Raw genomic sequence first — 24,279 nt, forward strand, 5'->3', positions numbered from 1 at the left:
GCACCTGGGACTGCTTCTACTCCCGGAACGAAGGAGCGAGAGGCGCTACCCACGAGTCGTAAAGATAAAAATGAGCAACTACGACAAGAAGTGGGTGAAACGCCCCCGCCCTAACTGACCGGCATTGTCGCTAGGCGGCCGCCCGTTCTTGTGTCGGATATGGGGTTCAGAGCTCGTTGAAGATGAGCAGGCCGCGCGCGGACTCGACGACGTAGATGTAGCCATCTCCCGGCAGGCGGATGCCGAAGGCGCCCTGGAAGACTCCATCCGTGCGTCCCGAGTCTTGCTCCCGGAAGACGTTGTAGTGGGCCACCTGTCGGGGCTGGGTGGGATTGGCCACATCCAGCACCCGCACGCCCTCCTGATACCAGGCGATGTACAGCCGCGTGCCCTTCAGAATCAGGTTGTGGATGGAGGACACGGGCCGCAGTCGGTGCTCACCAATCTTCACGATGTTCGCGGGGTCCGTGACGTCGAGCACTCGCAGGTGGGAGCCGGCGAACTCGCCGCCTTCGAAGGCGATGGTGCGCCCGGCGAACGTCCCCACCGCGCTGTGGTGCGAGTACACATCCCGGTAGGTGTACTGGCCCAGGAGCTTCGTGTCGTCCAGCCGGCTGATGTCCACGACGGCGTAGCCACCCTGCGCGTTGCTGACGTAGAGCCGGTCCTCGTACACGAACTGGTCATGGGGCCCTCCCGAGTTGAACTGGTCGGGCAGGGTGATGCTCTGCAGGGGCACCGGCTCCAGGGGATTGGCGAGGTCGTAGATGTCCGTCCGGCCCTCGTTGGCCGTGGCGTACAGCCGGCCGCCGTGGACCAGCACGGTGTGCACGCCGTAGTCACCCGAGTACAGGGAGCGGATGAAGACCGGCTCCGCGGGCTGGGAGATGTCGTAGACGACGATGCCCGCGACATCGCTGGCGATGTACAGCGCGTCCTCGTGCGCCCAGACCCCGTTCCAGTAGTTGTCCCCGGGGATGCTGATGGACTTCTTGAGGACGGGGTTGCGCTTGTCGGTCACGTCGAAGACGGTGAGCCCGCCGGCCTTCCCGGTGAGCGATTCGGACACGGAGACGACATAGGCGTGGTTCTTCGCGACGTAGACATCCACGGGCTTCCCCAGCGCCACGTGGCCCTCCGAGACGAGCGTCATGCCTCCGGAGGACTCCGGCTCGCCCGCGTGCCACACCATGCGGTGCGCCTCGAAGGTGCCACGCTGACTCACGTTCCCCGCGGCGTTGCACGTGACGTAGCAGCCGGTAACCGTCTCCGGCGTGGGCCGCTGGCAGCCGGCATACACCCGTGACACCGCGGTGCCCGTGGTCGAGCCGGAGGAGATGAAGAAGGCGCCGCCCTCGGTCCGCCGGCTGATGAGCGGCCTGGACGCCAGCGTGCCGCCACCCTCCGCGCCGTCCAGCTTGAAGCCAATGCCGATGCCGAAATTCACCTGCGTCCCGCCATCTTGCAGCCTCAACTCGTACCGCTGACCGGCCTGGTAGATGCCCTCCTGCTCCACGTGCGCCAGCGCATCTGTGTCACACGCCGACAGGTCGAAGCTCTCAGGCCCCAGGCCCTCACACCGCAAGGGCGTCCTCACCCCGAGCACGGAGCAGGGCGCGTAGGGGCCCTTGTCCAGCCAGTTGCCGTACTCCTCCAGGGGCGTGGCTCCTCCATCCCAGCCGCCGCCTCCCACGCCGGCATCGGGTTCGCCCTTGGGCGTGTCCTCACAAGCGGACAGCACGCCTCCTCCCAGGACACAGGCCAACAACCAGACACGGGCACGAGTGGACGACATCATTGGGCACCTCACCGAGGGGAATGTCGGAGTACGAATTCCGCCGTCCACCTGGGTCGTCCCGCACGGACATGCGACTCCAATGCTTGTCGCCCGAGGCCCATCTCCCGTCTGGCTCCCGAGTTGGCCCCGAAATGGCGGCTTCAAGTCCTGGAATTGCAGTCAGGGTCTCTCTGCTCCGCTGAGACAAGAGGCGCCCTGCCGCGCTGCGACCCACGAGAGCCTCGGGCTACGCTGGCGCGCGTCGTCCCCTTCCCCTCAAGGAGCTGCCCATGAATGCTCGCCGCATCCGTTCGTTCGTCCTGGCCTCGCTGTCCGGGATGGTCCTCGTGGCCTGTGGGGCAGGCGCTCCCGAAGCCGAGCCCGTGAGCCCTGAGACGTCCGAAGTCGAGTCCACCTCCCAGGCCCAGACGTCCTGCCTGGACGAGTGCTACCAGGCCCATTCCTGGTGCCCGGTGCAGTGTCAGGCGACCACCGAGCAGTGCAACGCGGCCATCTCCATCTGCTACGACTCGTGCACCCGCGGTGTCGGTCCCTGGCTGCCCTGCTGAGTCGCGGCCCCACCGCCCGGGTGAGGCGAGCTGTCCACCCGGGCGGAGTGGCACGGCGTCAGCGGGAGTGGCTGAGCATCCAGGTGTAGATATCGTGGCCCGCGGAGCCGCTGTACGTCCGGGACCAGGAGTCATGTCCGACGCCCTGGTACAGCGTGAGCAGGGCGGCGGGGTTCGCCCGGGGTTGCAGGTGTTGTTGAGGGTGTCGACGGGGTCGATGGACCCCCACTGGGACACCGTGCCATCCGAAGTTCCGTGGAAGGCCCACACCGGGACATTCCGCAGGTTGCAGATGGGCAGGCCGTTGCCATTGCCCGCGATGGGGACGATGGCCGCGAGCTTCTGCGGATAGGTGGCCGCGTAGCCCCAGGTGATGAAGGCCCCGGCGGACAGCCCGGTCAGGTACACGCGGTCCGGGTCGATGCGGTAGTGGCTCTTGGCGAACTCGATGACGGCGTCGACTTCGGTGTACGGCCACCACGCGCTGCCCCGCTGCGGCGCCACCAGGACGAAGGGGAAGTGCCGCCCGTTGCGGGCGAGCAGCGGAGGCGCGGTGGTGGTCATCACCCGCTCCAGGCTCAGCGAGGTCCCATCCAACGTGCCGTTGCCCTGCTGTCCCTCGCCGCCCAGGAACACGACGAGCGGATAGGTCGCCGTGGGGTTGTCGTCGTAGCCCTGCGGCAGGTACTCCCAGTAGCCATGGCTCATCCCAGGAACCGTGTTGATGGGACGCGGGAGGATTTGCCCCTGCGCCGCCAGGGCCACGTGTGAAGCGAGCAGGACACATCCCAGCACGATGCGATGCGGTGTCGTCATCCGGTGCCTCTCCAGCCTGGATGGAGAGAGATACCTTAGTTACTCAGTTGCATGCTTGGAATAGGCCCCTCGGACTCGAGGCTCGCGCCGACATGGAGACATACGTCGCCACATGCCATTGCTGGCGGAGTGACTGTCCTGGTGTGTGTGATAAAGGCATTGCCCCGCTGGCGCATCAGACAGACGTGCCAGCGGGGAGTTGGGGGCCGAGGCGTCAGAGACTGCTCAGACTTGTCCGACGACGCGCGGCGAACCACGCGAGGCCGAGGAGCAGCCACGGCAGGAAGGCGGTGGAAGACGTCGACTGGCAGCCGCAGCCTCCCGTGTCTGGATTGGGGCCCGCGCCGCCCGCGTCCACGGGGCCACTGTCCTGACCATCCGGGCAACGACCTCCGTCACAGCGCGAGGTGCCACTGTCTTCCTCACCAGGGCACTCACCTCCGTCACAGCTCGGTGTGCCGCTGTCTTCTCCGTCCGGACACTCGCCTCCATCGCAGCTGGGTGTGCCGCTGTCTTCGTCACCAGGACATGTGCCGCCATCACATCCAGGAGTGCCGCTGTCTCCTCCGCCGGGGCATTCACCTCCGTCACAGCTCGGAGTGCCGCTGTCTTCATCACCAGGACACGCGCCGCCATCGCATCCAGGAGTTCCGCTGTCTTCTTCGCCAGGGCACGCGCCTCCGTCACAGCTCGGCGTGCCGCTGTCTTCCTCTCCAGGACACGCGCCGCCATCGCAGCCCGCATCGCCCGGGCCTCCATCCACGCCACCATCCGCGGGCGGTGCGAAGTAGGCCTGCGCCACGAAGATGGCGGTGCCCCACTCCTCCTGGTCATTGTCCGGTGGCGCCAGCCCCGCGACGACGGACACGTCGCCTCGCGGGCTGATGCTCACGCTTCCAGCGAACACGGGGCCGCTCGGCGTCTCCTGGTCGATGCGCGCGGGCCCCTGGTCCGAGTCGACGATGTCGTGCTCCGACACCACCCGCCGAAGCGTCCGCCCGTCACTCACCCACACCGCGCGCCGGCCGTCGCTGTCGATGGCCCGGAAGACGATGAGCCCCTCGTCATTCATGTCCGGAGGGAAGAACTCCACCTCCCGGATTCCCTCCTGCCCGTTCTGCGCCACCACCCGCAGCTCCGCCCCATCCCACAGAAAGACGGTCGTGAGGTTCGGCCCCGCCCCCACCCTCGCCGTCGCGATGAAGGCCACGCGGCCCAGGTTGTCGAGCGCCGGCTGCACGGACGCGAACCGGTAGATGGGCGACGCCGCATCCCTGCCCCGCGATTGAGCGATGAGCCGGGACGTCCCGTCCGCGCTGAAGACTCGCAGCTCCTGGTAGTACTCCGAACCTCCAGGCGCCAGGTCTCCCACGCCCGCCATCTGCCCCAGGTCATTGAGCGCCGGCGAATAGAGGAACTCGTAGGGGCTCGTCTCGTCGAGCGTCTTCTCCTTCGCCAGATAGGTCGTCGTCCAACCCGCGCCTTGCGGCGTCAGCACGATGTAGCCGCGACCGACGGAGTTGAAGGTGACCCGAAACCCGAGCTGCCCCGCATCATTGAGCGCCAGGCTGGACCAGTCCGATGCCCCGAGCGGCTCGCGGACGATGCGCACGTCCTCCGGTGCCTCGGAGCGCAGCAGATAGATGCCATTGCTCGCGACGGCGGTGGCCCCCGTGACGGCGAACGCGACGACCCCGTCCGAGTTCAACCCCGGGTCACTCGCGCGCGCGTCCTCTCCCAGGTCCGGCAACACGTAGCGGTGGTGGCCCGCCGCATCACTTCCCCACCAGATGGCGTTGGGCCCCTCGGGCGTAATCGACAACCGGAAGGCCACCCGCCCGTCCGCGACCACCGGCACCTGGAGACTTCCCGCGAGCAGATTGCCTGGCTTCAGGTTGTACGCACCGGACTCATTGCCCAACAGGTTGGTGCGGGCCTGGAGCTGAAGCGTGTAGTGCTCCGGTAAATCGGCCCGAGCCCCGGGAGTCAGCGCGAGCCCTCCCATCCCCAACATCACGGCGGACTGGCGCAGCAACGTCCGTGCTCGTCGAATCCACGTCACGTCACGCATGGGCGGAACCCTCCGCTGCCTGTAGGGCGCAAAGGCTACCACTCGGGGACAGCGCTCATGGAGTCGCGACGGGTGCGCTCGCCGTCTCGTCCTCCGTCAGGCCCAATCCCATGTTCAAGTTCCCGCCCGCTTGAAGGTCTGCCGTGCGACAGGACTCCAGATAGCCCGTCCCGCGAGCACAGATGGTCAGCCGCCCTGACGGGACGTTGGGGAAGTAGGCCATGCCATGCTCGTCGGTCCGCGCCTGCACTGGAAACACGACGCGAGGCTTCGTCTCCAACATCATGCCCACCGCCACGCCGCGCAGGGGATACCCATCCCACCCCCGCGTGGCGCGGACCTCAACGCGCCCCGGCTCCGCCGGTGTGGACACCGGGGACTCGGACGGCTCGGAGGGAGCCGTCGGCGCCTGGGGCCGCTGCTTCTTCACGATGCGAGGACTGCCCTGCCCCACGCTGGGGCGCGCGGGGCCCGCTGGTCCCCGTGACTCCGGGGGACGCAAGGCGGTGCGCAAAAAGGCCGCGAGCGAGAGCGACAGCACGACTCCCGCGAGAGTGACACCCCATCTCCCCGCTGGTGACATCGGGTGTCCCTCCCTGAACCGCCCCTGACGAGGACGCGGCGATTGACCACTGAAAGACTAGCATCCCGGGTCCGAGTGCCGCTCACGCGGGCCGCGGGGCCGTCATCGAGGCGGACCCGCATCGAAATTCCGCGACGTCGCCGGGGACTGGTAGGGTCCGGCGCCGCTCACGATTCCCCCCCTGCTTCCGCGGCACACGAGGTCCCCCGCATGGAGATGCTCTGCACCTTGCGCAGCGTCACGGTGGCGCAGCGCGACGCCTTGCTTCAGGCCCCCGAGCGCCTGGAGGACTTCCTCGACGACGAGGAGGACTTCGGAGACCCGAAGGGCGGAGCATTCCTGGAGCTGGACATCGGCGAGGCGTGGCACGGCCTCCAGTACCTGCTCACCGGCACGCCGTGGGAGGGCAGTCCCCCGCTGGACTTCCTGGTGCGCGGCGGCGTGGACGTGGGCGACATCCCCTCCGACGAGGGCACCGCGCGTGTCTTCTCGCCCGAAGAGGTGAAGGCGCTCGCCACCGCGCTGCGCGAGGTGTCCGAGAACACGCTGCGCCGCCGCTATGATGCGGTGGAGATGCAGGCCCAGGACATCTACCCGGGCACCTGGGAAGAGCCGCCCGACGACGCGGACCCGCTGGAGGAGATGGTCTCCTACTTCGACGAGCTCCAGAAGTTCATGGCCCAGATGGGCAAGCGCGGAGACGCGTTGCTGGTGCACATCGGCTGAGGCGCCAGGGCGCGCGCGCCCCGTGTCAGCCCATCATCACGTCGCGCCCCAGCTTCAGCACCAGCGCCAGCACCACGGCGAGCACCACCTTGCGCACCAGCGTGTCGCCGCCCTTCACCGCCAGGTGCGCGCCCAGCCACGCGCCGGTGAACTGCGCGGCGGCCATGGGCAGCGCCACCTTCCACAGCACCACGCCCTTGAGCGCGAAGAGCGCCACCGACGCCAGGTTGGAGGCGAAGTTCACCACCTTCGCGTCGGCGGAGGCTCGCGCCAGCCCGTGGCCCAGCAGCGTGTTGAAGCCGACGATGAGGAAGGTGCCCGTCCCCGGACCGAAGAACCCGTCATAGGTGCCCACGGCCAGCGCGATGAGCGCGCCGATGGCGAGCGCGCGCGGCCGGGGTGAGGGCTCCGCCTTCTCGCCGGAAGCCGATGTGCGACGGAACGCGAGGAACACCGCCACCGCGATGAGCAGCACCAGCACCAGCGGCTTGAGCACCTCCGGCTTCACCAGCAGCACCAGCGCGGCGCCAGCGAATGCTCCTCCGAGGCCAAAGGGGAACGTCACGCGCGCCAGCCGCCAGTCCACCAGCCCCGCGCGCGAGAAGCGCACCAGCGCGGCGAACGAGCCGAAGACGGACTGGCCCTTGTTGGTGCCCAGCGCGACATGGGGTGGCAGGCCCACCGTCAGGAGCGCGGGCAGGGTGATGAGCCCGCCCCCTCCGGCGATGGCGTCCACGAGGCCCGCCACCAGCGCGGCGACGCACAGCAAGAGGAGGTGCTGCGCACTGACGTCCACCACCAGTTGGTCCACCCTGCGTCTCCCTCGGCTCGAACGGCGCCTGGGTACCACGCGCCAGGAGCGCCGTCGCGCCTGCCCGCTTCTTGCGTCACCGCGCTCCTTGGGCGTCAATGCCCCTGCGGAACTCCCCTGCTCCCCGAGGTCACCATGCTCGCCTCCCTCATCACCGTGCTGGCGCTCTCGCTGGGCTCGGCACCGCCTTCCCAGGACCCCAACGCGCCCTCCTGCCGCTCCATCAACAGCCAGACGGCCTGTGGCTATGGGTGCAAGTCGGACTCGAACCGGGCCCGGTGCGCGCAGACGCCGCAGGGGCGCTGTCAGGTGGTGGATGGCCAGGCGGTGTGCTTCGACCCGCCGGCCTACGTGGTGAAGGCGTACGGCGCGTCGCTGCCGGAGCCCGAGTGCAAGGCCATCGATGGCGTGGTGGCCTGCGGCTACAACTGCGCGACGCAACCGGGTCGGGTGAAGTGCGCGAAGTCGCCGGCCGGGGTGTGCCGGGGCCGCAGTGGAGAGGTGGAGTGCTTCGACCCTCCGGCGGTGGTCTTCGCCGTCTACGGCAAGGACACGCCCCGGGCGGACTGCCGCAGCAACAGCGTGGAGCTGACGTGCGGCTACAACTGCCTGAACGCCCCGGAGGGGGTGCGCTGCAACAAGACGCCCGCGGGGGTGTGCAAGATGGCCAGTGGCCGCATCACCTGTTTCGACCCGTCTCCGGCCGCGCTGTGCGCCTGGAAGCGCACCCTGCCCGCGCCCGAGTGCCGCAACAGCGAGGGCGGCCCGGTGTGCGGCTACAGCTGCACCACGGCGTTCTCCAAGTCGGCGTGTGCGTCCACCCCGGCGGGGCTGTGCAAGGTGTTCGACAGCGAGGTGGCCTGCTTCGACCCCCCGGCCGAGCAGCAGGCGGACGCCGCGTGCCTGTCCGTGCTGGGGCTCGCCGCCCTCGACGGCGCCCCCCCCTGACGCTCCGTATGAGCACACCGCCCCGACGTCTCCTTTGACCGGTTCGGAGACAGCGGTAGGGTTCCGTCTTCTCGCAGCTCGAACGGAGTAGAACCGCACATGGCGGAGGGTGACGTCCGTCAGTACTGGGTTCGCAACGACAGGGGCACCCTGTGGGGGCCCCTCACCCTGCCGACCATCGAGCTGCTCATCGACAGCGGCTCCATCAAGGGGAAGCTCCAGGTCTCCGAGGACGGCATCAACTTCGCCTTCCCCTGGCGCTTCCCGGAGGCCCGCGACACCTTCCCCCGGGAGCTCTGGGGTGACGGGGCGCCCGACGTGCCCCGAGGCGCCGGGAGCGCGCCCGCCATCGGTCAAAGCCAGTGGACCGGGGCCGACGGCGGAGCGCCCGTGGCGGGCCCTGGTGCGAATCCCGGCGGAATGCCCACGGCAGGTCCTGGTGCGAACCCCGGCGGTGCCCCCATGGCGGGTCCAGGCGCGAATCCCGGCGGCATGCCCATGGCCGGGCCCGGTGCCGTCGCGAGACCCGGGCAAGGGGCGGCTCCGATGGCGGGGCCTGGGACACGTCCTGGAGATCCTCGCGTCCCTGGCAACCCCATGGCCGCACAGCAGGGTGCGCGCCCCGGCGTCCCGGGGGCCGTGCCCGGAGCGCCCAACGTCGCCGCGCGTCCAGTCCCCGGAGTCGCCACGGCGCCTGGAGTCGTCACGGCGCCTGGAGTCGCCACTGCGCCTGGAGTTGCCACGGCGCCTGGAAGGCCACCGACGGCCCCTGGAGTGGGAGTCGCGCCGCAAGCAGGCGCCGCCACGCGTCCAGCCGGGGTGCCCGGTGCGCCCCAAGCACCCGGAGGAGTCGCGCCGCAAGCGGGAGCAGCCGCCGCTGTCGCGCGTCCCGTCGGAGCACCTCAAGCACCTGGAGGAGTCGCGCCGCAAGCAGGAGCACCTGCCGCTGTCGCGCGTCCCGCTGGTGCGTCTGGTTCCCCGCAGTCAGGGAGCCACGCTGCCGTCGTGACGGAGGCCTCGGGCTATGCGGTGCCGGCCCGGGGGCAGCTTGAGCAGACCTCGCCGCTGAACCTCTACGGGCGAGTGGCCTCCGCGGAGCTCACGGGGCTGCTCACGCTCACGCTCTCCGACCGGGTCACCCTGATTCATTTCCGCAAGGGCAACCCGGAGTACGTCGACTCGACGCATGCCGAGGACGCGCTGGGCACCTCGCTGATGGGCGCGAAGCTGCTCACGCCCGAGCAGCTCCAGCAGGCCGAGTCCGCGAAGGACCGCTTCGGTGGCGACCTGCTCGCGGCGCTCTTCGGCCTGGGCCTGCTGCAACCCGCCAGCGCCTTCGCCATCCTGGCGCAGCGGGCCTCCAGCATCCTGTTCAAGGGGCTGCGCGCCGAAGCGGGCACATTCACCTTCGAGGTCCGTGAGCTGGCAGGCAACAAGTCCATGCCGCTGGGCAACCGGTGGGCCGTGCTCAGCGACACCGTGCGCCGCATGCCGTCCACGGAGATCAAACGCCGGCTGATGCCGGTGCTCCAGCTCCCCATCATGAAGGCGGGGGGCATGGTGGCCGCGAGCGACCTGCGCCTCACGCCGCACGAAGTCCGGGCCCTCACCGTCATCGACGGCGTGCGCTCGGTGAACCAGCTCCTCACCGACTTCCCACAGGACGCCGACCACCTGCTGCGCATCGCGTTCCTCCTCCGGGAGCTGGACGCGGTGTCCTTCGCCGCGGTGTCGCCCAGCAGCGCCGGTCCACGCCCCGCGGCCCCACCGCCTGGTGCCACCGTCGCGAGCCCACAGCCCGCGCCCGGTGCGGCGGCCCAGGCACCTCGTCCCGGCACTCCACCCGGCGCGGCTCCCGCTGGAGCGCCCCGCCCCGCCACGGGAGGGGCCCCAGGAAATCCCCCGGGTGTCGGCACGGCTCCCGCTGGAGCGCCCCGCCCCGCCACGGGAGCAGCTCCCGGGAATCCTCCCGGCGTCGCCGCTGGAGCCGCGCGTCCTGGCAATCCTCCCGGAGTGGCCACCGCCGCCGGAGCCGCGCGTCCCGGCAATCCTCCAGGTGCGGCCGCCGCCGGGGCCGCGCGTCCCGGAAATCCTCCCGGAGCAGCCACCGCCGCTGCTGGAGCCGCTCGCCCTGGCAATCCTCCAGGAGCCGCGCCCCGGCCAGCCGGCCCTCCGACGGTCGGTCCAGCGGCGGGTGCGGCGCCGCCCACCGTCACCGCCAATGCGCCGGGCTCCGACGAGATTCCGTCGCTGCGTCAGCTGGTCATGGCGCTCAAGCAGCAGAACCACTTCCAGCGGCTGGGGCTGGCGGAGAAGGCGGACTCCAGCGCCGTCAAGGTCGCCTACTTCCGGCTCGCCAAGCTCTACCACCCGGACACGCTGCCGCAGGGCGCGCCGCCGGAGCTGGAGAAGCTCAAGGCCGAGGTGTTCGCATACATCGGCGATGCCTACCGGACGCTGTCCGACGACAAGAGCCGCGCGTCCTATCTGGAGGAGCTCCAGAGCGGCGGCGCGGGAGCCGAAGTCGACATCAACGCCATCCTCCAGGCCGAGGAGCTGTTCCAGAAGGCGTGCATCCTCGTGAAGGCGCGCAAGTTCCCCGAAGCGGTGAAGATGCTGAACGAGGCCATCCAGCTCAACGCGGAGGAGGCGGAGTTCTACGCGTGGCGAGGCTACGCGCGCTTCTTCACGGCGGCGGACAAGAAGGCGGCGCAGCCGGAGGCATTCCGGGAAATCCAGAATGCCATCAAGCGCAATGAGCGCTGTGCGCCCGCGCACTACTTCCTCGGGGTGATTGCGAAGCTGTCGGGGGACGTCCCGGGCTCGCTGAAGCACTTCAAGCGGACAGTGGAGCTTCAGCCGGACCACATCGACGCGCAGCGGGAGATTCGCATGGCGGCCCAGAAGAAGTAGGGTGCGCCCCCCATCCGGGAGGGGCCTGGGGCCCCGCCGGACGTCTCGAAGGAGTTTGCAACGTGCCGCTCACCGGGAAGCAACGCCGCCAACTGCGCGCGCTCGGACACCACCTGGAGCCGGTGGTCATCGTCGGTCAAGCCGGCGTCACCGAGGGCGTCATCGCCGCCGTCGAGCAGGCGCTGCATGACCACGAGCTCATCAAGGTGAAGCTCAACGAGGGTCCGGAGACGCGCCAGGAAGCCGCCGCGCGCATCGCCGAGGGAACGGGCGCCGAGCAGGCCCAGCTCCTGGGCCGCACCGCCCTCTTCTTCAAGAAGCGCAAGGAGAAGTCCAAGTTCGAGAAGCTCTGACGGACCGCGCCTGGGGCCGCCTCACTTGCCGGTGAAGCGGGCCTCGCGGCGCTCCAGGAAGGACTGGACGCCCTCGGCGGCGTCCTCCGTTCCCACCAGCTCCAGCAAGCGCGGCAGCAGCGCACGGGCCGCCGCCTCGGGCCCCTCGTGCACCGCCTGTCGCGCGGACGCGAGCGTCGCCTGGACACCCAGGGGCGCCTGCTTCGCCACCGTCTCCGCCAGGGCCAGCGCGCGCTCCAGGTGACGGCCGCGCTCCACCACCTCCTGCACCAGCCCCATCCTGTACGCCTCGCGTGCGTCGAACTCGTCGCCGGTGAGCAGCCAGCGCATGGCATTGCCCCAGCCCGCACGCTGCGGGAAGCGCAGGGTGGCGCCGCCGAACGGGAAGATGCCGCGCTTGATTTCAATCTGTCCGAAGCGCGCGTCCTCGGAGGCCACCGCGATGTCCGCAGCGAGGATGAGCTCGATGGACAGCGTGAGGCACAGGCCCTGGACGGCGACGACGAGCGGCTTGGTCCGCGGCGCACCCTGGATGCCCCACGGGTCGATGAAGCCCTCGGAGTAGAGCGGCTCTCCGCTGGAGAGCGCGGGCGCGACGCTCGCCAGGTCCAGGCCCGCGGAGAAGTGGTCTCCCACCGCGAAGATGACCATGCACCGCACGTCCGGATGACGGTCCGCCTCGGTCACCGCGAAGGACAGTCCTCGCAGCATTCCGACGTCGAACGCGTTGCGCTTCTCCGGACGGTGGATGCCGATGAGGGCGAGGTGACCGCGCACTTCCAGGGTGATGCGAGGGTCCGATGCGCTCATGGGCGCTCCACGGTGAAGAAAGGGAGCGCCAGTCTCCGCCAAGCGGCCCCGGCCACGCCATCACCCGTGTCACGCCGTCCAACGCAGGACGTTCAGAACCGTCCCGCCAGCCCGGTGACGAGACTTCCATCCCGCGTGCGGCCCAGCGTCGGCACCACCACGGCCTGGGACAATGACTCGCGCACGGTGGCGGAGTGGGAGAGGCCAAAGCCGAAGAGCGCCCCGACAAAGGGCGTCACGAGCAGGCCCAAGCCTCCCAGCACGGCGACGTCATCACTGTCGCTGCTCAACATCAGCGCCGACGGCACCGCTCCCAACGCGGCGCCCAGCAGCGTGTAGCCGAAGCCGCCCTCACCGCCGAGCCACTGGCCCGTGAGGTAGACGCCCGAGGCCACGCCCAGCGCCATGCCCACGCCCAACGACAGCGTGAGGCCCGTCTCTCGCTCGCAGGAAGACCCGTCGTTACAGCCCGTCACCGAACTGCCCAGATAGGCCCCCGCCATCCCGCCCACGAGCATCCCGCCACCGCCGAGGAGGATTCCCAGCGGGATGTGCGCGCCCCGTCGATACCGCCGCGTGCGCGCGGGGGAAACGGGAGGCGAAGCCAGGGCAGGAGTCTCCACCACGTCGTCTGGAACGGAGACGAGCGGGGGCGGCACGGAGGGCCCCTCTTCCGCGCGCTCCGATTCGGGGAGGTGCTGACCCGATGCCGGCATCCCGACGAGGCCCACGGCGAACAAGGCAATCAGACAGCAGGTCTTCATGACGATGGTGCACTCCCCGAGACGAAACTTCAGGCCACCCACGCGACGACTGTCAATCCAAGGTCCAAGTCGCCCCAGGAAGACCCGACACATCCGCCGTGGCGCTCGTCACGGAAAGTCCCCGCGAGGCCAGCGGCCCACGCGTGCACCGCTTCCAGAGCGGGCCCACCGGGCAGCGGCCTTTGTCAGCGCGTGAAGCCCGCCGTGCTGGCCGCCAGCTCCGCCGCTTCGCCCAACCGCTCCAGCAGCACGGGACCGAAGTACTGTCGCCGCGACTCACCGCTGCCCTGGCCCACCAGCTCTGGCGTCTCCACGTAACCCACGTACCCGCCGACAAGCCCCAGCACGCCCGAGGCCCCGGTGCGTCGCACCAACTCCGCGCCCGCATCGACGGTGGGCTCGCCCGGCACCGTCACCAGCTCCAGTGGCCCCAGCACCAGCGCCGCCACCTCCGCCACGCGAGCGGAGGAACCACACAGCATGTTGTCGCCCGCTGCACGAGTGAACGAGGGCACCAGCCGCGACGCATCCGGCCGAGGCATCGCCACCTCCGCGCGCGCCAGCGACAGTCGGACTGAAGGCCCCACGGGGGCCAGGGGCGCCTTGCTCGCCAGGTCTGACAAGGCGCGCGCGAAAGCGGACACACGCTCCAGTCCCTGCCCTTCCGAGAACGCCACCGAGGCATTGCCCACCGCGCCCTGCAACAGCAGCGTCACACCGCTGCCCTCGGCCTCGCGCAGCGAGCTGAGGCGCCCCGGATAGTCCGGGTCCACGTACGCGCGCTGCCGGGGCACCATCGCCGGGTGCGCGGCGAAGAAGAGCAGCTCCGCCACGGGCGCCTTGGCGCCGCGCAGCACCGCGCGAGTCAGCGTGCCATCCGGCGCGGTGCCACCGCTGCGCGTGTAGACGAAGGACGGCTCCTTGGCCTCGCCCAGCTCCAGCGTCACGTCGGTGAGCGTAGCGCCCGCTTGTTGCAGCGCGGCGCTCGCGGCGGCGGCGACCGCCTCCAGCGAGTCCTCCCGGTAGCGCCCCGTCCCCACGAGCTGGGACACCAGCCTGTCGTCATAGCCGCCCAGAGAGGAGTGCGTGTGAGTGGCCAGCACCAGCACGTCCTGGAGCCCTGCGGCGAGCGCTCGCTCACGCACCCTGGCCGTGACGGCGTCCGTGACGAACAGCAACTCGAGCGACACCAGCCCTACGCGAGTGCCCCCGGACTCCAGCACCACCGCGCGAGCATGGAGCGGCGGGTCGGACTGGCTCGCATCCGGACGCGGCGGCGAGTAGCCCGCCACCACCACCGGAAACGGAGGCACCAGCGCCACCTTCGCCGCGCCCGCGCGCAACGCACCTTCTGCTTTCACGTGAGACAGCAGCACGGGGGCGCGCTGCTCCCAGGTGCCACACCAGTTCCACGAACCCAATGAATAAGCGGCACCCACGGTGAGCAGGACCAGGGGAAACAGGGAACGCCAGGAGGCTCGTCGCAGGGAGGCCATGCGGTGGCCAGACTAACGGGACGGTGCACGTACCGCGAGGCTCGTGTGCCCACATGAGCCGACTCCGGTGTCGGGTGGAATACCCACCAGAGGGGCATGCGTTCCTGTTCCGCTCACCGCCCGAAAGGAGTAAGGCACCGCGCCATGTGCGGCATCTTCGGAATCACGGGACACGCCGAGGCCTCTAACCTGACGTACCTGGGGCTGCACGCCCTGCAGCACCGCGGTCAGGAGTCCGCTGGCATCGTCGCTTCCGACGGCCACGGTCTTCGGGCGCACCGTCAGATGGGGTTGGTGGCGGATATCTTCGACGCGCCGGTGCTCGCCGGCCTGCCTGGCCAGTCGGCCATCGGACACGTGCGGTATTCGACGGCCGGTGGCAGCCAGCTCAAGAACGCTCAGCCGCTCTTCGTGGCGTACGCGGGGGGCCAGGTCGCCGTCGCGCACAATGGCAACCTGGTGAACGCGGGAGCGCTGAAGGAGAAGCTGGAGGCCGACGGAGCCATCTTCCAGTCGGACGCGGACACGGAGGTCATCATGCACCTCCTGGCGCGCTCCAAGCAGGCGACCTTCGAGCAGAAGCTGGTGGAGGCACTGCGCAAGGTGGAAGGCGCCTACAGCCTGCTGGTGCTCACGCAGAACAAGCTGGTCGCGGTGAGGGACCCGCTGGGCATCCGGCCGCTGGTGTTGGGGCGGATGAAGGAAGGCGCATACGTGGTCGCCAGCGAGACGACCGCGCTGGACCTCATCGAAGCGGATGTGGTGCGCGAGCTGGAGCCGGGCGAGCTGCTGGTCATCGAGAACGGCATGCTGCGCACCAGCAGGCCCTTCGCGGAGCCCGCGCGTCTGGGGCGCTGCATCTTCGAGCAGGTGTACTTCGCGCGTCCGGACTCGGTGTTGTTCGGAAACAGCGTGTACGAGGTGCGCAAGCAGATGGGCATGCAGCTGGCGCGCGAGCAGCCGGCGGAAGCGGACCTGGTCATCGCGGTGCCGGACTCGGGTGTGGCGGCGGCCATCGGCTTCTCGCAGCAGAGCGGGATTCCGTATGACGTGGGCCTCATCCGCAGCCACTACGTGGGCCGCACGTTCATCGAGCCGCAGCAGTCCATCCGTCACTTCGGCGTGAAGCTGAAGTTGTCGGCGGTTCGGCACGTGCTCAAGGGCAAGCGCGTGGTGGTGGTGGACGACTCCATCGTCCGAGGCACCACGAGCCGTAAAATCGTGAAGATGATCAAAGCGGCGGGAGCGCTGGAGGTGCACCTGCGCATCTCCTCGCCGCCGACGAAGTGGCCGTGCTTCTACGGCATCGACACGCCGAGCCGTCAGGAGCTCATCGCGGCGACGCACAGCACGGACGAAATCGCGAAGTACGTCACGGCGGACACGCTGGGCTACATCTCGCTGGAGGGGCTGGGCACGGCGGTGGGAGACCCCAGCCGCGGCAGCTTCTGCACGGCGTGCTTCTCGGGCGAGTACCTCATCGGAGAGCTGTCACCCTCCGCGCCGGAAGCGAACAAGCTGACCGCCTGACCGCAGCTCCAGGCCCGGCAAGACGTACAAGCACAAGGCCCCCTGCCCTCTCTTCGGGTCGGGGGCCTTGATCGTTCCAGGCGGCAGTGGAGGCTTCGCGTCAGCGAAGCTCCGCGCCCGTGGACCAGGGCCGTGGTCGCATTCCGGGCGGCAGTCGAGACTTCACTCAAGCGAGGCCTCGCGCGCTTCGACCAGGGCCGTGGTCGCGTTTCAGGCGGCGTTAGAACGACCCATCTTCGGAGCTGTTGCCTCGGTCGGTTCGCACGTCAGTTGCGGTTGTCGAACTGGATGCCCTCGCGAACTTCACCCATCGCCTGTTCGGTGAGGCCGATGGCCTTCACGCGGTGCCCACCCTTGTCGGGGGCCGCGTTCTTCAGGGCGGAGAGCGCCTTCTCCAAATGAACCATGGCGTCTCGCATGCGCGGCTGACGCTCCGCCTGGGCCTGGTTGACGAAACCGCCGAGGAAGAAGGCGACAGTGGCGGCGAGGACGGTGCGACGCATGAAAAGCTCCCGAGGTGGTCGCGTCAGGGACGCGAGGAGGGTGTTTCCCTCTCGAACCCAGGAGCCGTCAGGAAGTTGCGGGCCACGGTGAAGACGCCTCCGCGGCCCGTCACCCCGGCGCGCGTGGACGCCGTGAGTGTAAGCCGGAAGGCCTCACCCACCGCCCGTCGCAGGGGAAGCTGGCGACAGAGGAGCCCCCGCGATGAAGTCCACGAGGTCGGAGGGAAGTGGCGACTCGAAGGCGGCCTCCACGCCAGTCCCAGGATGAGGGAAGACGATGCGCGCGGCGTGCAGGGCATGTCGTGGCAGGCGCAGCCGGACCCACGCCTCGGGCTCCAGGCTGTGCTTGCTGAAGCGATCAAAATATCCCGGGTCCGGTCCGTACATCTTGTCACCCACCAGCGGGAAGCCCGCGACGTGCAGGTGGATGCGAATCTGATGCTGGCGCCCTGTCTCCGGAAAGCAGCGCAGCAGCGCGAAGGGCGAGCCATCGCGAGTGAATCGCTGGATCACCTGGAAGCGGGTGCGGCTGGGCTTGCCCTCCACGGGATCGATTCGCACGGCGATGCGGATGAGCTCGGTGCCCTCGGCGATAGGGGCATCGACGACGAAGGAGTCCTCGGAAGGATGTCCTTCGCAGACGGCGAGGTACTCCTTGTGGACGTCGCGCGAGACGAAGAGTCGGCCCAGCACGCGACAGGACTCGGTGGTGCGGCCGCAGACGACGAGCCCGCTGGTCTCCCGGTCCAGGCGATGCGCGGGCTCGGCGAAGCGCTCACCGAAGCGCTCGCGCAGGATGGAGACGAGGGTGCCCTTGTGGTAGCGCGCGGTGGGATGGATGGGCAGGCCCGCGGGCTTGTCGAGCACCAGCAGCCAGTCATCCTGGAACACGACGGGAAGCGCCGTGGGTGTCTCAGGCTCTTCGCTGCCGGGGCGGCGCAGCCGGAAGGCCATGCCGGGATACACGGGCGTGGAGGGCTTCAGTCGCCGCTCGTCGCAGCGGACACCGCGCAGGATGATTCCGGCCAGGCGCTCACGCGGCATGCGGCGCAGCTTCTGGCCCAGGTAGTCCTCCAGGCGCCAGCCCGCATAGTTGGGCTCCACGACGAAGGAGATGTCGACGAAGCCCTCGGGAGCCGGGTCCTTCTCGGAGGCGGAGACCTCCGCCGATGAGTCCTTCTCGCCGCGCATGACCTCCACGCTCTAACACGGAGCGGAAGCCCAGACCGTCGGAACGAACACAGTCACGAGGCACCATTACGCCGGCATCGCAGTTCCCCAACGGGCTCGGCGCTATCTGGGCGTGAACCTCACGAGCCCTTCACGCCGGGCGTCGCACGACGAGGAGTCACCTCGGCACGAACCGCACGAGCCCTTCATCCAGAACTCTCGCCAGTCGTCGCACGACGAGGAGCCACTTCGGCGCGAGCCGAGCGGCCCCTCATCCGCCGTGAATCAAGCGGAGGCTGCCTGAAACGAGCCCTGCTCGACGCCGAGGAAGCGCGAGAACAGGTCAGCGATGCGCTCGCCCGAGCGACCATCCCAGTACTCCGGCACGCGGCCCTTCTTGCCCTGTCCGTTGAGGGCGCGGTCAGCCGCCTCGCGGATGCGGTCCGGGTCAGTGCCCACCACCTCGTTGGTGCCCTCCTCGACGGTGATGGGACGCTCGGTCTGCTCGCGCAGGGTGAGGCACGGCACGCCCAGCGCGGTGGTCTCCTCCTGGAGCCCGCCCGAGTCGGTGAGGATGAGCCGAGCCTGCGACGTCAGCGCGAGGAACTCCAGATACCCCATGGGGTCCACGGGGCGCAGGTTCGGGTTGCGCTCGAACGCGGAGTTCAACCCCTGCTCGGCAATCATCTTCCGCGTGCGCGGGTGCACCGGGAAGACGACGGGAATTCGAGAAGCCACATGGGCGATGGCGGACAAGAGCCCGCCGAGCACGCGCGGGTCATCCACGTTGGACGGCCGGTGGAGCGTGCACACCGCGTAGCCATGGGGCGCAAGGCCCAGGTTCTTCAGCACGGGCAGCTGGTCGGCCCGCTCCTTCGAGGCGAGCAGCGAGTCAATCATCACGTTGCCCACGAAGTGGATGCGCTCCGGGTCCACCCCTTCCTTGAGCAGGTTCACGTCCGCGTCGCGCGAGGGCGTGAGGAGCAGGTCGGCCAGCCGGTCGGTGACGACGCGGTTGATCTCCTCCGGCTGGTGCCGGGAGTTGCTGCGCAGGCCCGCCTCGACGTGGGCCAGCGGAATCGCCAGCTTCGACGACACGAGCGCCGCGGCCACGGTGCTGTTGACGTCACCCACGACGGAGACGAGGTCCGGCTTGTGCTCCAGGAAGACCCTCTCCAGCTCAATCATCGTCTTGGCCGTCTGCTGCGCGTGGCTGCCGGAGCCGATGCCCAGGTGCACGTCCGGCGCGGGCAGGCCCAGGTCGGAGAAGAAGACGTCGCTCATCTTGACGTCGTAGTGCTGCCCCGTGTGGATGAGGATTTGCTGGAGCGGGGTCCGCGCGGCGATGGCCCGGTGGATGGGCGCGACCTTCATGAAATTGGGGCGCGCACCGACGATATGGATGACCTTCTTCATGTCGCCAGCCAAGCTAGGCACGGCGAATCGGATGACTAGTGGCTGCGGGGCGACTCGCCTCGGAGGAGCCAGCGTCCGTCCTGAATCTGATAGACCGAGTGTGCCATGCCCTCCTCACGCACCATCGCCGTCATCCCCGCCCGTCACGCCAGCACCCGCTTCCCCGGCAAGCCGCTCGTCCTCATCGCCGGCAAGCCCATGGTGGAGCACGTCTGGCGCCGCTGTCAGGAGGCCGGCGTCTTCGACGAGGTCTGGGTCGCCACGGACGACGAGCGCATCCGCGCCACCGTGGAGGGCTTCGGAGGCCGCGCGGTGATGACCAGCCCCGCCTGCGCCACGGGCACGGACCGGGTGGCGGAGGTGGCTCGCGAGCGGCCCGACGTGGACGTGTGGGTGAACGTCCAGGGTGACGAGCCCCTGGTGGACCCGGAGGCGCTCAAGTCGCTGGCCGGACTCTTCGCCGACACCACCGTGCGCATGGGCACACTCGTCAGACCCCTGGAGGCGGACGAGGCGGACAGCCCGCACGTGGTGAAGGCGGTGCTCGCGCTCAACGGCGACGCGCTCTACTTCAGCCGCAGCCTCGTCCCGCACGCGCGAGAGACCGGTACCCCCGTCCCCCGCTGGGGCCACATCGGCTTGTATGGTTACCGGCGGGAGGTCCTGCTGCGGCTCGCGGAGCTGGCGCCCACGCCGCTCGAGGAGACGGAGAAGCTGGAGCAGCTTCGCGCGCTGGAGCACGGCATCTCCATCCGCTGCGCCCGAGTCTCCTGGCGCACGGTGGCGGTGGATGTCCCCGGAGACGTCGCGAAGGTCGAAGCCGTCATGCGCGAGAAAGGACTGTAGCCATGGGCATCTTCCAGGACCTGTTCGGCGGAACCGACACCAACACCAACACCAAGGCCAAGGACGAGACGGCGGAAGCCCCCGCCGCCGCGCCCCCCGAGCCCACGAAGGAGGTCCCCGCGACTCCCCACGTCGCGACGGTGGCTCCCATTCCAACCCCCGCGCCCTCGCCCGCACCGCCCCCCGCTAAGAACGACCCGCGTCGACGCAAGTGGGCGGACGACGAGGAGCACCAGTTGGAGGGGGTACAGCGGCTGGTGTCGCGCAAGGTGGAGCGGGTGCTGGAGCAGCTCGGCACGCTCGCGATGCGGGCCCGCACGGGCGAGGAGGTCCCCACCGTCACCGTCACGCTGCACTTGGCGCACGGGCACACCGTGACGGGCACGGTGGTGGACTACGCGCCGCGAGACTCGGTGTTGCTGGCGCTCGGCAAGGAGGGCCTGCTCGGCTCCGAGTCGGTGACGTACGTGGACCTGGCCACGGTGGTCGCGGTGACGGTGGGTCAGGCCAGCAAGCTGCTGGAGCTCGCGCAGCTGGTCCGCAGCACGCCCACGCGACAGGACCTGTTGACGATGGTGGAGAAGCTGCCGCACGCCCTCACCGAGCAGTTCTGGCCGGGCGAGACGGCGCTGGGTGGCAGGCCGCTGCGCTTCGAAGTGGACTGGATGGGGCTGGACGACGAGCCCGGCCGCCGAGCCCTGGAGTCCGCGCTGAATGTCACGAACCACGCGCTGCGCGCGCTCGCGCAGGAGCAGGGCCGCGAGGTGATGCGCCGCATCGCCACCGTGCGCTTCGTCCGGGGCAAGGCCATGCGCGCCGCGCTGGAGGGCGAGACGGGCACGGTGACGGTGGGCGAGGGAGAGCCCACCGTGTCCGCCTTCCGCAAGGCCTTCGCCTCCGGCCTCAAATGACGGGCAGCTCGTCGCTGTAGGCGCCCGTGGGGAACGCCGCGTCGATGCGCGCCAGCTCCTCCGAGGACAGCTTCAGCGACACGGCTGCGGCGTTGTCGCGCAGATGGGCCACGCGGCTCGCCTTGGGAATGGCGAACAGCGAGGGCCGCCGCACGAGGAACTGGAGCGCCACCTGTCGAGGCGTCGCGTCATGCGCCCGGGCGATGGCCTCCAGCACGCGCCCTCCCGGACTGCCAGGCGTGGGGAAGCGGCCGTTGCCAAAGGGGCTGTAGCCCACCACCGCCACGCCGCGCTCCTCGCACCACGGCAGCACGGCGTGTTCGATGGCCCGCTCCTCCAGGTGGTAGAGGACCTGGTTGCAGGCGATGCGCTCGGGCTTCGTGAGCGTGAGCAGTTCGTCCAGGTCAGACACCGCGAAGTTGCTCACGCCCCAGGAGCGAATCTTCCCGTCCGCCACCAGCTTCTCGAAGGCACGCACCGTCTCCGCCAGCGGGTGTGAGCCGGGCCAATGCAGCAGGTAGCAGTCGAGCCAGTCGGTGCGCAGCCGCTTCAGGCTCCGCTCGCACGCGGTCAGCGTGCCCGCGTAGGTGGCATTGGAGGGCATGACCTTCGACACGAGGAAGACCTCCTTGCGTCGCCCGGCGATGGCCTCGGAGACGATGGACTCCTCGACGCGGCCGTGGCCGTACAACTCCGCGGTGTCGACGTGGGTGAGCCCCAGGTCCAACCCCGCACGCAGGGAGCGGATGGCCTCCTCGCGGTCATCCTCCTCCATCTGCCACGTGCCTTGACCGAGGACGGGGACCTGCTTCCCGGTACCGCCGAAGACGCGCTGCTCCATGGCCTACCTCCATGCCCGCATAGAATGAACACTCCCACCCGCTCCGACAGCCCGGAGCCGTGCGAAGCGAGGGGCTCCGCGCTAGTCTCCGCCGGTGTCTGCCACCCCGCCTCCCTCGAAGCCCCGGCTCCCCTCTCGGCTGACGCTGGGCCGCCTGCTCACCCTCGCGAGGCCGGAGATTCCCACGCTCGTCGTGGGCACGCTCTTCCTGCTCATCAGCAGCGCCGCCACGCTGGTGTTTCCCCGCGCCATTGGAGACCTGGTGGACGAAGCGCTCGGCGCTCGCAGTCGCGAGCGGCTCGACACCATCGCCATGGTGATGCTGGGCGTCTTCGTCGTGCAGTCGGTGGCCATGGCGCTGCGCGCCTACCTCTTCAGCACCGCGGGCGAGCGCGTGGTGACGCGGCTGCGCAAGCGCTTGTTCCAGAGCCTGCTCTCCCAGGAGGTGGCCTTCTTCGACGAGCGGCGCACCGGGGAGCTCACCAGCCGGCTCGCCTCGGACACGAGCGTCCTGCAGAGCACCGTCACCACCAACGTCTCCATGACGCTGCGCTACCTCTGCCAGGGGCTCGGCGGCGTGGCGCTGCTCTTCATCACGTCCCCGCGCCTGACGCTGGTGATGCTCGCCCTCATCCCCGCGGTGGCCATTGGCGCGGTGGTGTATGGCCGGCGCGTGCGAGTGCTCGCCCGGGACGCGCAGGACGCGCTCGCCGCGTCCAGCGAGGTGGCCGAGGAGGACCTCTCCGGCATCCGCACCGTGCGCTCCTTCGCCGCGGAGCGCCATGAAGTGGAGCGCTACAGCGCGGCGGTGGACAAGGCGCTCGGACTCGCGAAGGAGCGCGCGCGACAGTCCGCTATCTTCATGGGCATCGCCTCCATCGCCATGTACGGCTCCACCGCGGCGATTCTCTGGTACGGCGGCCGGATGGTGGTGGACGGCGAGCTGAGCGCGGGCAACCTCACCTCCTTCCTCATCTACACCTCGCTGGTGGCGCTCTCGCTGAGCGCGGTGACGGAGGTGTGGGCGGACGTCATGCGCGCCACCGGCGCCGCGGAGCGCGTCTTCGAGCTGGTGGACCGACAGCCCGCCATCCCCGCCGGGGGCGAGCGGCTGGCTTCCGTGAAGGGCCACGTGGAGTTCCGCGCCGTGCGCTTCGCCTACCCCACGCGCTCCGACGTGCCGGTGCTCCAGGGGCTGGACCTGGAGCTGCGCCCCGGCGAGGTCGTCGCCGTGGTGGGCCCGTCCGGCGCGGGCAAGTCCACGCTCGCGTCGCTCTTGTCGCGTTTCTATGACCCTCAGGGCGGCGCCGTCGTCCTGGACGGACACCCGCTCACCACGCTGGAGCCGGAGTGGCTGCGCCGCAACATCGGCATGGTGGCGCAGGAGCCGCAGCTGTTCTCCTGCTCCATCGCGGACAACATCCGCTACGCGAAGCCGGACGCCACCGACGCACAGGTGGAGGAGGCCGCGCGCGCCGCCAACGCCCACGACTTCATCCAGCGCTTCCCGGAGGGCTACCGCACGCAGGTGGGCGAGCGCGGCGTGCAGCTCTCCGGTGGCCAGAAGCAGCGCGTGGCCATCGCCCGCGCCGTGCTGAAGGACCCGCGCCTGCTCATCCTCGACGAGGCCACGAGCGCCCTGGACGCGGAGAGCGAGCACCTGGTGAAGGACGCGCTGGAGCGGCTGATGAAGGGCCGCACCACGCTCATCATCGCCCACCGCCTGTCCACCGTGGCCAACGTGGACCGGGTGCTGGTGCTGGAGGGCGGCCGCATCGTCCAGAGCGGCACCCACTCCAGCCTCATGAGCCAGGAGGGCCTCTACCGCCGGCTGGTGGAGCGCCAGTTCGTCGCCGCCTGAACGGCCGCCCGGCACCCATGCCCGCGCTTATCGCTCCGGAAAGTGGCGCGGAAACAAGCCGGTGATTAGCTCTTCCATCCTCAAGAAAGGAGGTGATGCCTTGATCGACAGCAAGAATCAGGCGTCCACCTCCGCCACGGCGGCCTGAAGAGGGTCACCGCGGCGGTGGCAGACGCTGAAGGTTTCAAGGGCCCGTTTCCGCGTTCGCGCGGGGACGGGTCTTTTACTTTCCACCGGGAATGGAGTCCCAAGCGACCTGTTCCGACCCGCCGGGGGGAGTGGCCGACCCTTTTCGTCCAAATCCGGGAGATTCGCCGTGTCCATCACCCCGTGTCCAAGCCCTCTGCCCACCGCCCTGCGCGACGAAGAGGCCGTCGATGCGCAGCGCAACCTCTACTGCCCCAACTACGACGCCTGCCTGCACATGGTCGTCAAGCGCGGCTGGGAGGGGTGGAGCTGCCGCAATTGCGACCTGCGCGCCTTCCGGGTCGGACAACCCGACGTCCGGGAGTTCGCCGTGTCTCGCCCTGGTGGTTGGGACGGCAACTGAGCAGGAGTCGGCCG

22 protein-coding genes are annotated in these 24,279 nt (G+C 69.5%); 10 read left to right on the top strand and 12 right to left on the bottom strand.

All coding sequences use genetic code 11. From position 1 onward, the window contains the following. Positions 1 to 166 precede the first annotated feature (166 nt). The 4 genes from LZ199_RS18010 to LZ199_RS18025 form a co-directional block, all read right to left on the bottom strand. A complete protein-coding gene (locus tag LZ199_RS18010) occupies positions 167 to 1,741 on the bottom strand; it encodes an LVIVD repeat-containing protein (protein WP_323389790.1) in 1,575 nt (524 codons plus the stop codon). A 197-nt stretch (positions 1,742 to 1,938) separates the two neighbouring features. Continuing rightward, the gene (locus tag LZ199_RS18015; RefSeq protein WP_253994951.1) at positions 1,939 to 3,162 is read right to left on the bottom strand and encodes a carboxylesterase family protein; all 1,224 of its coding nucleotides are present in this window, start codon (positions 3,160 to 3,162) and stop codon (positions 1,939 to 1,941) included. A gap of 214 nt (positions 3,163 to 3,376) precedes the next feature. After that, complete coding sequence (locus LZ199_RS18020) at positions 3,377 to 5,233, bottom strand: MXAN_5453 family MXYO-CTERM-anchored protein (RefSeq protein WP_253994952.1); 1,857 nt, start codon at positions 5,231 to 5,233, stop codon at positions 3,377 to 3,379. Positions 5,234 to 5,288: 55 nt separating this feature from the next. After that, positions 5,289 to 5,774, bottom strand: a complete 486-nt coding sequence (locus LZ199_RS18025; protein WP_253994953.1) for a hypothetical protein — start codon at positions 5,772 to 5,774, stop codon at positions 5,289 to 5,291. Positions 5,775 to 6,026: 252 nt separating this feature from the next. On the opposite strand from LZ199_RS18025, the gene LZ199_RS18030 reads away from it, so the two are divergent. Beyond that, the gene (locus LZ199_RS18030; protein WP_253994954.1) at positions 6,027 to 6,542 is read left to right on the top strand and encodes a YfbM family protein; all 516 of its coding nucleotides are present in this window, start codon (positions 6,027 to 6,029) and stop codon (positions 6,540 to 6,542) included. 25 nt (positions 6,543 to 6,567) lie between these two features. Here LZ199_RS18030 and LZ199_RS18035 read toward each other — a convergent pair whose 3' ends face one another. Next, complete coding sequence (locus LZ199_RS18035; RefSeq protein WP_253995289.1) at positions 6,568 to 7,344, bottom strand: TSUP family transporter; 777 nt, start codon at positions 7,342 to 7,344, stop codon at positions 6,568 to 6,570. Between the two features lie 144 nt (positions 7,345 to 7,488). On the opposite strand from LZ199_RS18035, the gene LZ199_RS18040 reads away from it, so the two are divergent. The 4 genes from LZ199_RS18040 to yhbY all read left to right on the top strand — a co-directional run bounded on the left by LZ199_RS18040 (position 7,489) and on the right by yhbY (position 11,567). After that, positions 7,489 to 8,301: a hypothetical protein gene (locus tag LZ199_RS18040; protein ID WP_253994955.1), complete on the top strand. Its 813-nt coding sequence runs from the start codon at positions 7,489 to 7,491 to the stop codon at positions 8,299 to 8,301. A gap of 826 nt (positions 8,302 to 9,127) precedes the next feature. Beyond that, positions 9,128 to 9,310, top strand: a complete 183-nt coding sequence (locus tag LZ199_RS46970; RefSeq protein ID WP_407667212.1) for a hypothetical protein — start codon at positions 9,128 to 9,130, stop codon at positions 9,308 to 9,310. Next, complete coding sequence (locus tag LZ199_RS18045) at positions 9,307 to 11,214, top strand: J domain-containing protein (RefSeq protein ID WP_407667213.1); 1,908 nt, start codon at positions 9,307 to 9,309, stop codon at positions 11,212 to 11,214. Before LZ199_RS46970 ends, LZ199_RS18045 begins: the two co-directional genes overlap by 4 nt. A gap of 62 nt (positions 11,215 to 11,276) precedes the next feature. Next, entirely contained in the window at positions 11,277 to 11,567 is a 291-nt protein-coding gene (gene yhbY / locus LZ199_RS18050; protein ID WP_253994957.1) for a ribosome assembly RNA-binding protein YhbY, read from the top strand. Positions 11,568 to 11,588: 21 nt separating this feature from the next. Here yhbY and LZ199_RS18055 read toward each other — a convergent pair whose 3' ends face one another. The 3 genes from LZ199_RS18055 to LZ199_RS18065 all read right to left on the bottom strand — a co-directional run bounded on the left by LZ199_RS18055 (position 11,589) and on the right by LZ199_RS18065 (position 14,637). After that, positions 11,589 to 12,377: a crotonase/enoyl-CoA hydratase family protein gene (locus tag LZ199_RS18055; protein ID WP_253994958.1), complete on the bottom strand. Its 789-nt coding sequence runs from the start codon at positions 12,375 to 12,377 to the stop codon at positions 11,589 to 11,591. Between the two features lie 92 nt (positions 12,378 to 12,469). After that, positions 12,470 to 13,141, bottom strand: coding sequence for a hypothetical protein (locus tag LZ199_RS18060; RefSeq protein WP_253994959.1), 672 nt, complete (start codon positions 13,139 to 13,141; stop codon positions 12,470 to 12,472). A gap of 185 nt (positions 13,142 to 13,326) precedes the next feature. Next, a complete protein-coding gene (locus LZ199_RS18065) occupies positions 13,327 to 14,637 on the bottom strand; it encodes a neutral/alkaline non-lysosomal ceramidase N-terminal domain-containing protein (protein WP_253994960.1) in 1,311 nt (436 codons plus the stop codon). Positions 14,638 to 14,781: 144 nt separating this feature from the next. On the opposite strand from LZ199_RS18065, the gene purF reads away from it, so the two are divergent. After that, a complete protein-coding gene (gene purF / locus LZ199_RS18070; RefSeq protein WP_253994961.1) occupies positions 14,782 to 16,167 on the top strand; it encodes an amidophosphoribosyltransferase in 1,386 nt (461 codons plus the stop codon). A gap of 266 nt (positions 16,168 to 16,433) precedes the next feature. On the opposite strand, the gene LZ199_RS18075 is transcribed toward purF, so the two are convergent. The 3 genes from LZ199_RS18075 to wecB all read right to left on the bottom strand — a co-directional run bounded on the left by LZ199_RS18075 (position 16,434) and on the right by wecB (position 19,256). Continuing rightward, positions 16,434 to 16,670 carry a hypothetical protein gene (locus LZ199_RS18075; RefSeq protein ID WP_253994962.1) on the bottom strand — a complete coding sequence of 79 codons (237 nt, stop codon included), beginning with the start codon at positions 16,668 to 16,670 and terminating at the stop codon, positions 16,434 to 16,436. A 153-nt stretch (positions 16,671 to 16,823) separates the two neighbouring features. Beyond that, entirely contained in the window at positions 16,824 to 17,861 is a 1,038-nt protein-coding gene (locus tag LZ199_RS18080; RefSeq protein WP_253994963.1) for an RluA family pseudouridine synthase, read from the bottom strand. A 264-nt stretch (positions 17,862 to 18,125) separates the two neighbouring features. Further along, positions 18,126 to 19,256 carry a non-hydrolyzing UDP-N-acetylglucosamine 2-epimerase gene (gene wecB / locus LZ199_RS18085; protein ID WP_253994964.1) on the bottom strand — a complete coding sequence of 377 codons (1,131 nt, stop codon included), beginning with the start codon at positions 19,254 to 19,256 and terminating at the stop codon, positions 18,126 to 18,128. Between the two features lie 105 nt (positions 19,257 to 19,361). On the opposite strand from wecB, the gene kdsB reads away from it, so the two are divergent. Next, positions 19,362 to 20,102: a 3-deoxy-manno-octulosonate cytidylyltransferase gene (gene kdsB / locus LZ199_RS18090; protein ID WP_253994965.1), complete on the top strand. Its 741-nt coding sequence runs from the start codon at positions 19,362 to 19,364 to the stop codon at positions 20,100 to 20,102. Between the two features lie 2 nt (positions 20,103 to 20,104). After that, positions 20,105 to 21,013, top strand: a complete 909-nt coding sequence (locus tag LZ199_RS18095; RefSeq protein WP_253994966.1) for a hypothetical protein — start codon at positions 20,105 to 20,107, stop codon at positions 21,011 to 21,013. On the opposite strand, the gene LZ199_RS18100 is transcribed toward LZ199_RS18095, so the two are convergent. Next, entirely contained in the window at positions 21,006 to 21,854 is an 849-nt protein-coding gene (locus LZ199_RS18100) for an aldo/keto reductase (RefSeq protein WP_253994967.1), read from the bottom strand. The two genes, LZ199_RS18095 and LZ199_RS18100, sit on opposite strands and share 8 nt — an antisense overlap. Positions 21,855 to 21,948: 94 nt before the next feature. Between LZ199_RS18100 and LZ199_RS18105 the strand changes: the two genes are divergently transcribed. Further along, complete coding sequence (locus LZ199_RS18105; protein WP_253994968.1) at positions 21,949 to 23,715, top strand: ABC transporter ATP-binding protein; 1,767 nt, start codon at positions 21,949 to 21,951, stop codon at positions 23,713 to 23,715. Positions 23,716 to 24,031: 316 nt separating this feature from the next. Next, positions 24,032 to 24,265, top strand: coding sequence for a hypothetical protein (locus tag LZ199_RS18110; protein ID WP_141643146.1), 234 nt, complete (start codon positions 24,032 to 24,034; stop codon positions 24,263 to 24,265). Positions 24,266 to 24,279: the final 14 nt, after the last annotated feature.

Origin of the sequence: Myxococcus qinghaiensis (assembly GCF_024198215.1) — a bacterium.
In the GTDB taxonomy this organism is placed as follows: domain Bacteria; phylum Myxococcota; class Myxococcia; order Myxococcales; family Myxococcaceae; genus Myxococcus; species Myxococcus qinghaiensis.

What these genes read in the sequence shown, in the direction of transcription:
- LZ199_RS18015 (WP_253994951.1), bottom strand. Translation starts at nt 3,162, where the DNA reads ATGACGACACCGCATCGCATCGTGCTGGGATGTGTCCTGCTCGCTTCA.
- LZ199_RS18020 (WP_253994952.1), bottom strand. Translation starts at nt 5,233, where the DNA reads ATGCGTGACGTGACGTGGATTCGACGAGCACGGACGTTGCTGCGCCAG.
- LZ199_RS18030 (WP_253994954.1), top strand. Translation starts at nt 6,027, where the DNA reads ATGGAGATGCTCTGCACCTTGCGCAGCGTCACGGTGGCGCAGCGCGAC.
- LZ199_RS18040 (WP_253994955.1), top strand. Translation starts at nt 7,489, where the DNA reads ATGCTCGCCTCCCTCATCACCGTGCTGGCGCTCTCGCTGGGCTCGGCA.
- LZ199_RS18055 (WP_253994958.1), bottom strand. Translation starts at nt 12,377, where the DNA reads ATGAGCGCATCGGACCCTCGCATCACCCTGGAAGTGCGCGGTCACCTC.
- LZ199_RS18060 (WP_253994959.1), bottom strand. Translation starts at nt 13,141, where the DNA reads ATGAAGACCTGCTGTCTGATTGCCTTGTTCGCCGTGGGCCTCGTCGGG.
- LZ199_RS18065 (WP_253994960.1), bottom strand. Translation starts at nt 14,637, where the DNA reads ATGGCCTCCCTGCGACGAGCCTCCTGGCGTTCCCTGTTTCCCCTGGTC.
- purF (WP_253994961.1), top strand. Translation starts at nt 14,782, where the DNA reads ATGTGCGGCATCTTCGGAATCACGGGACACGCCGAGGCCTCTAACCTG.
- LZ199_RS18075 (WP_253994962.1), bottom strand. Translation starts at nt 16,670, where the DNA reads ATGCGTCGCACCGTCCTCGCCGCCACTGTCGCCTTCTTCCTCGGCGGT.
- LZ199_RS18080 (WP_253994963.1), bottom strand. Translation starts at nt 17,861, where the DNA reads ATGCGCGGCGAGAAGGACTCATCGGCGGAGGTCTCCGCCTCCGAGAAG.
- wecB (WP_253994964.1), bottom strand. Translation starts at nt 19,256, where the DNA reads ATGAAGAAGGTCATCCATATCGTCGGTGCGCGCCCCAATTTCATGAAG.
- kdsB (WP_253994965.1), top strand. Translation starts at nt 19,362, where the DNA reads ATGCCCTCCTCACGCACCATCGCCGTCATCCCCGCCCGTCACGCCAGC.
- LZ199_RS18095 (WP_253994966.1), top strand. Translation starts at nt 20,105, where the DNA reads ATGGGCATCTTCCAGGACCTGTTCGGCGGAACCGACACCAACACCAAC.
- LZ199_RS18100 (WP_253994967.1), bottom strand. Translation starts at nt 21,854, where the DNA reads ATGGAGCAGCGCGTCTTCGGCGGTACCGGGAAGCAGGTCCCCGTCCTC.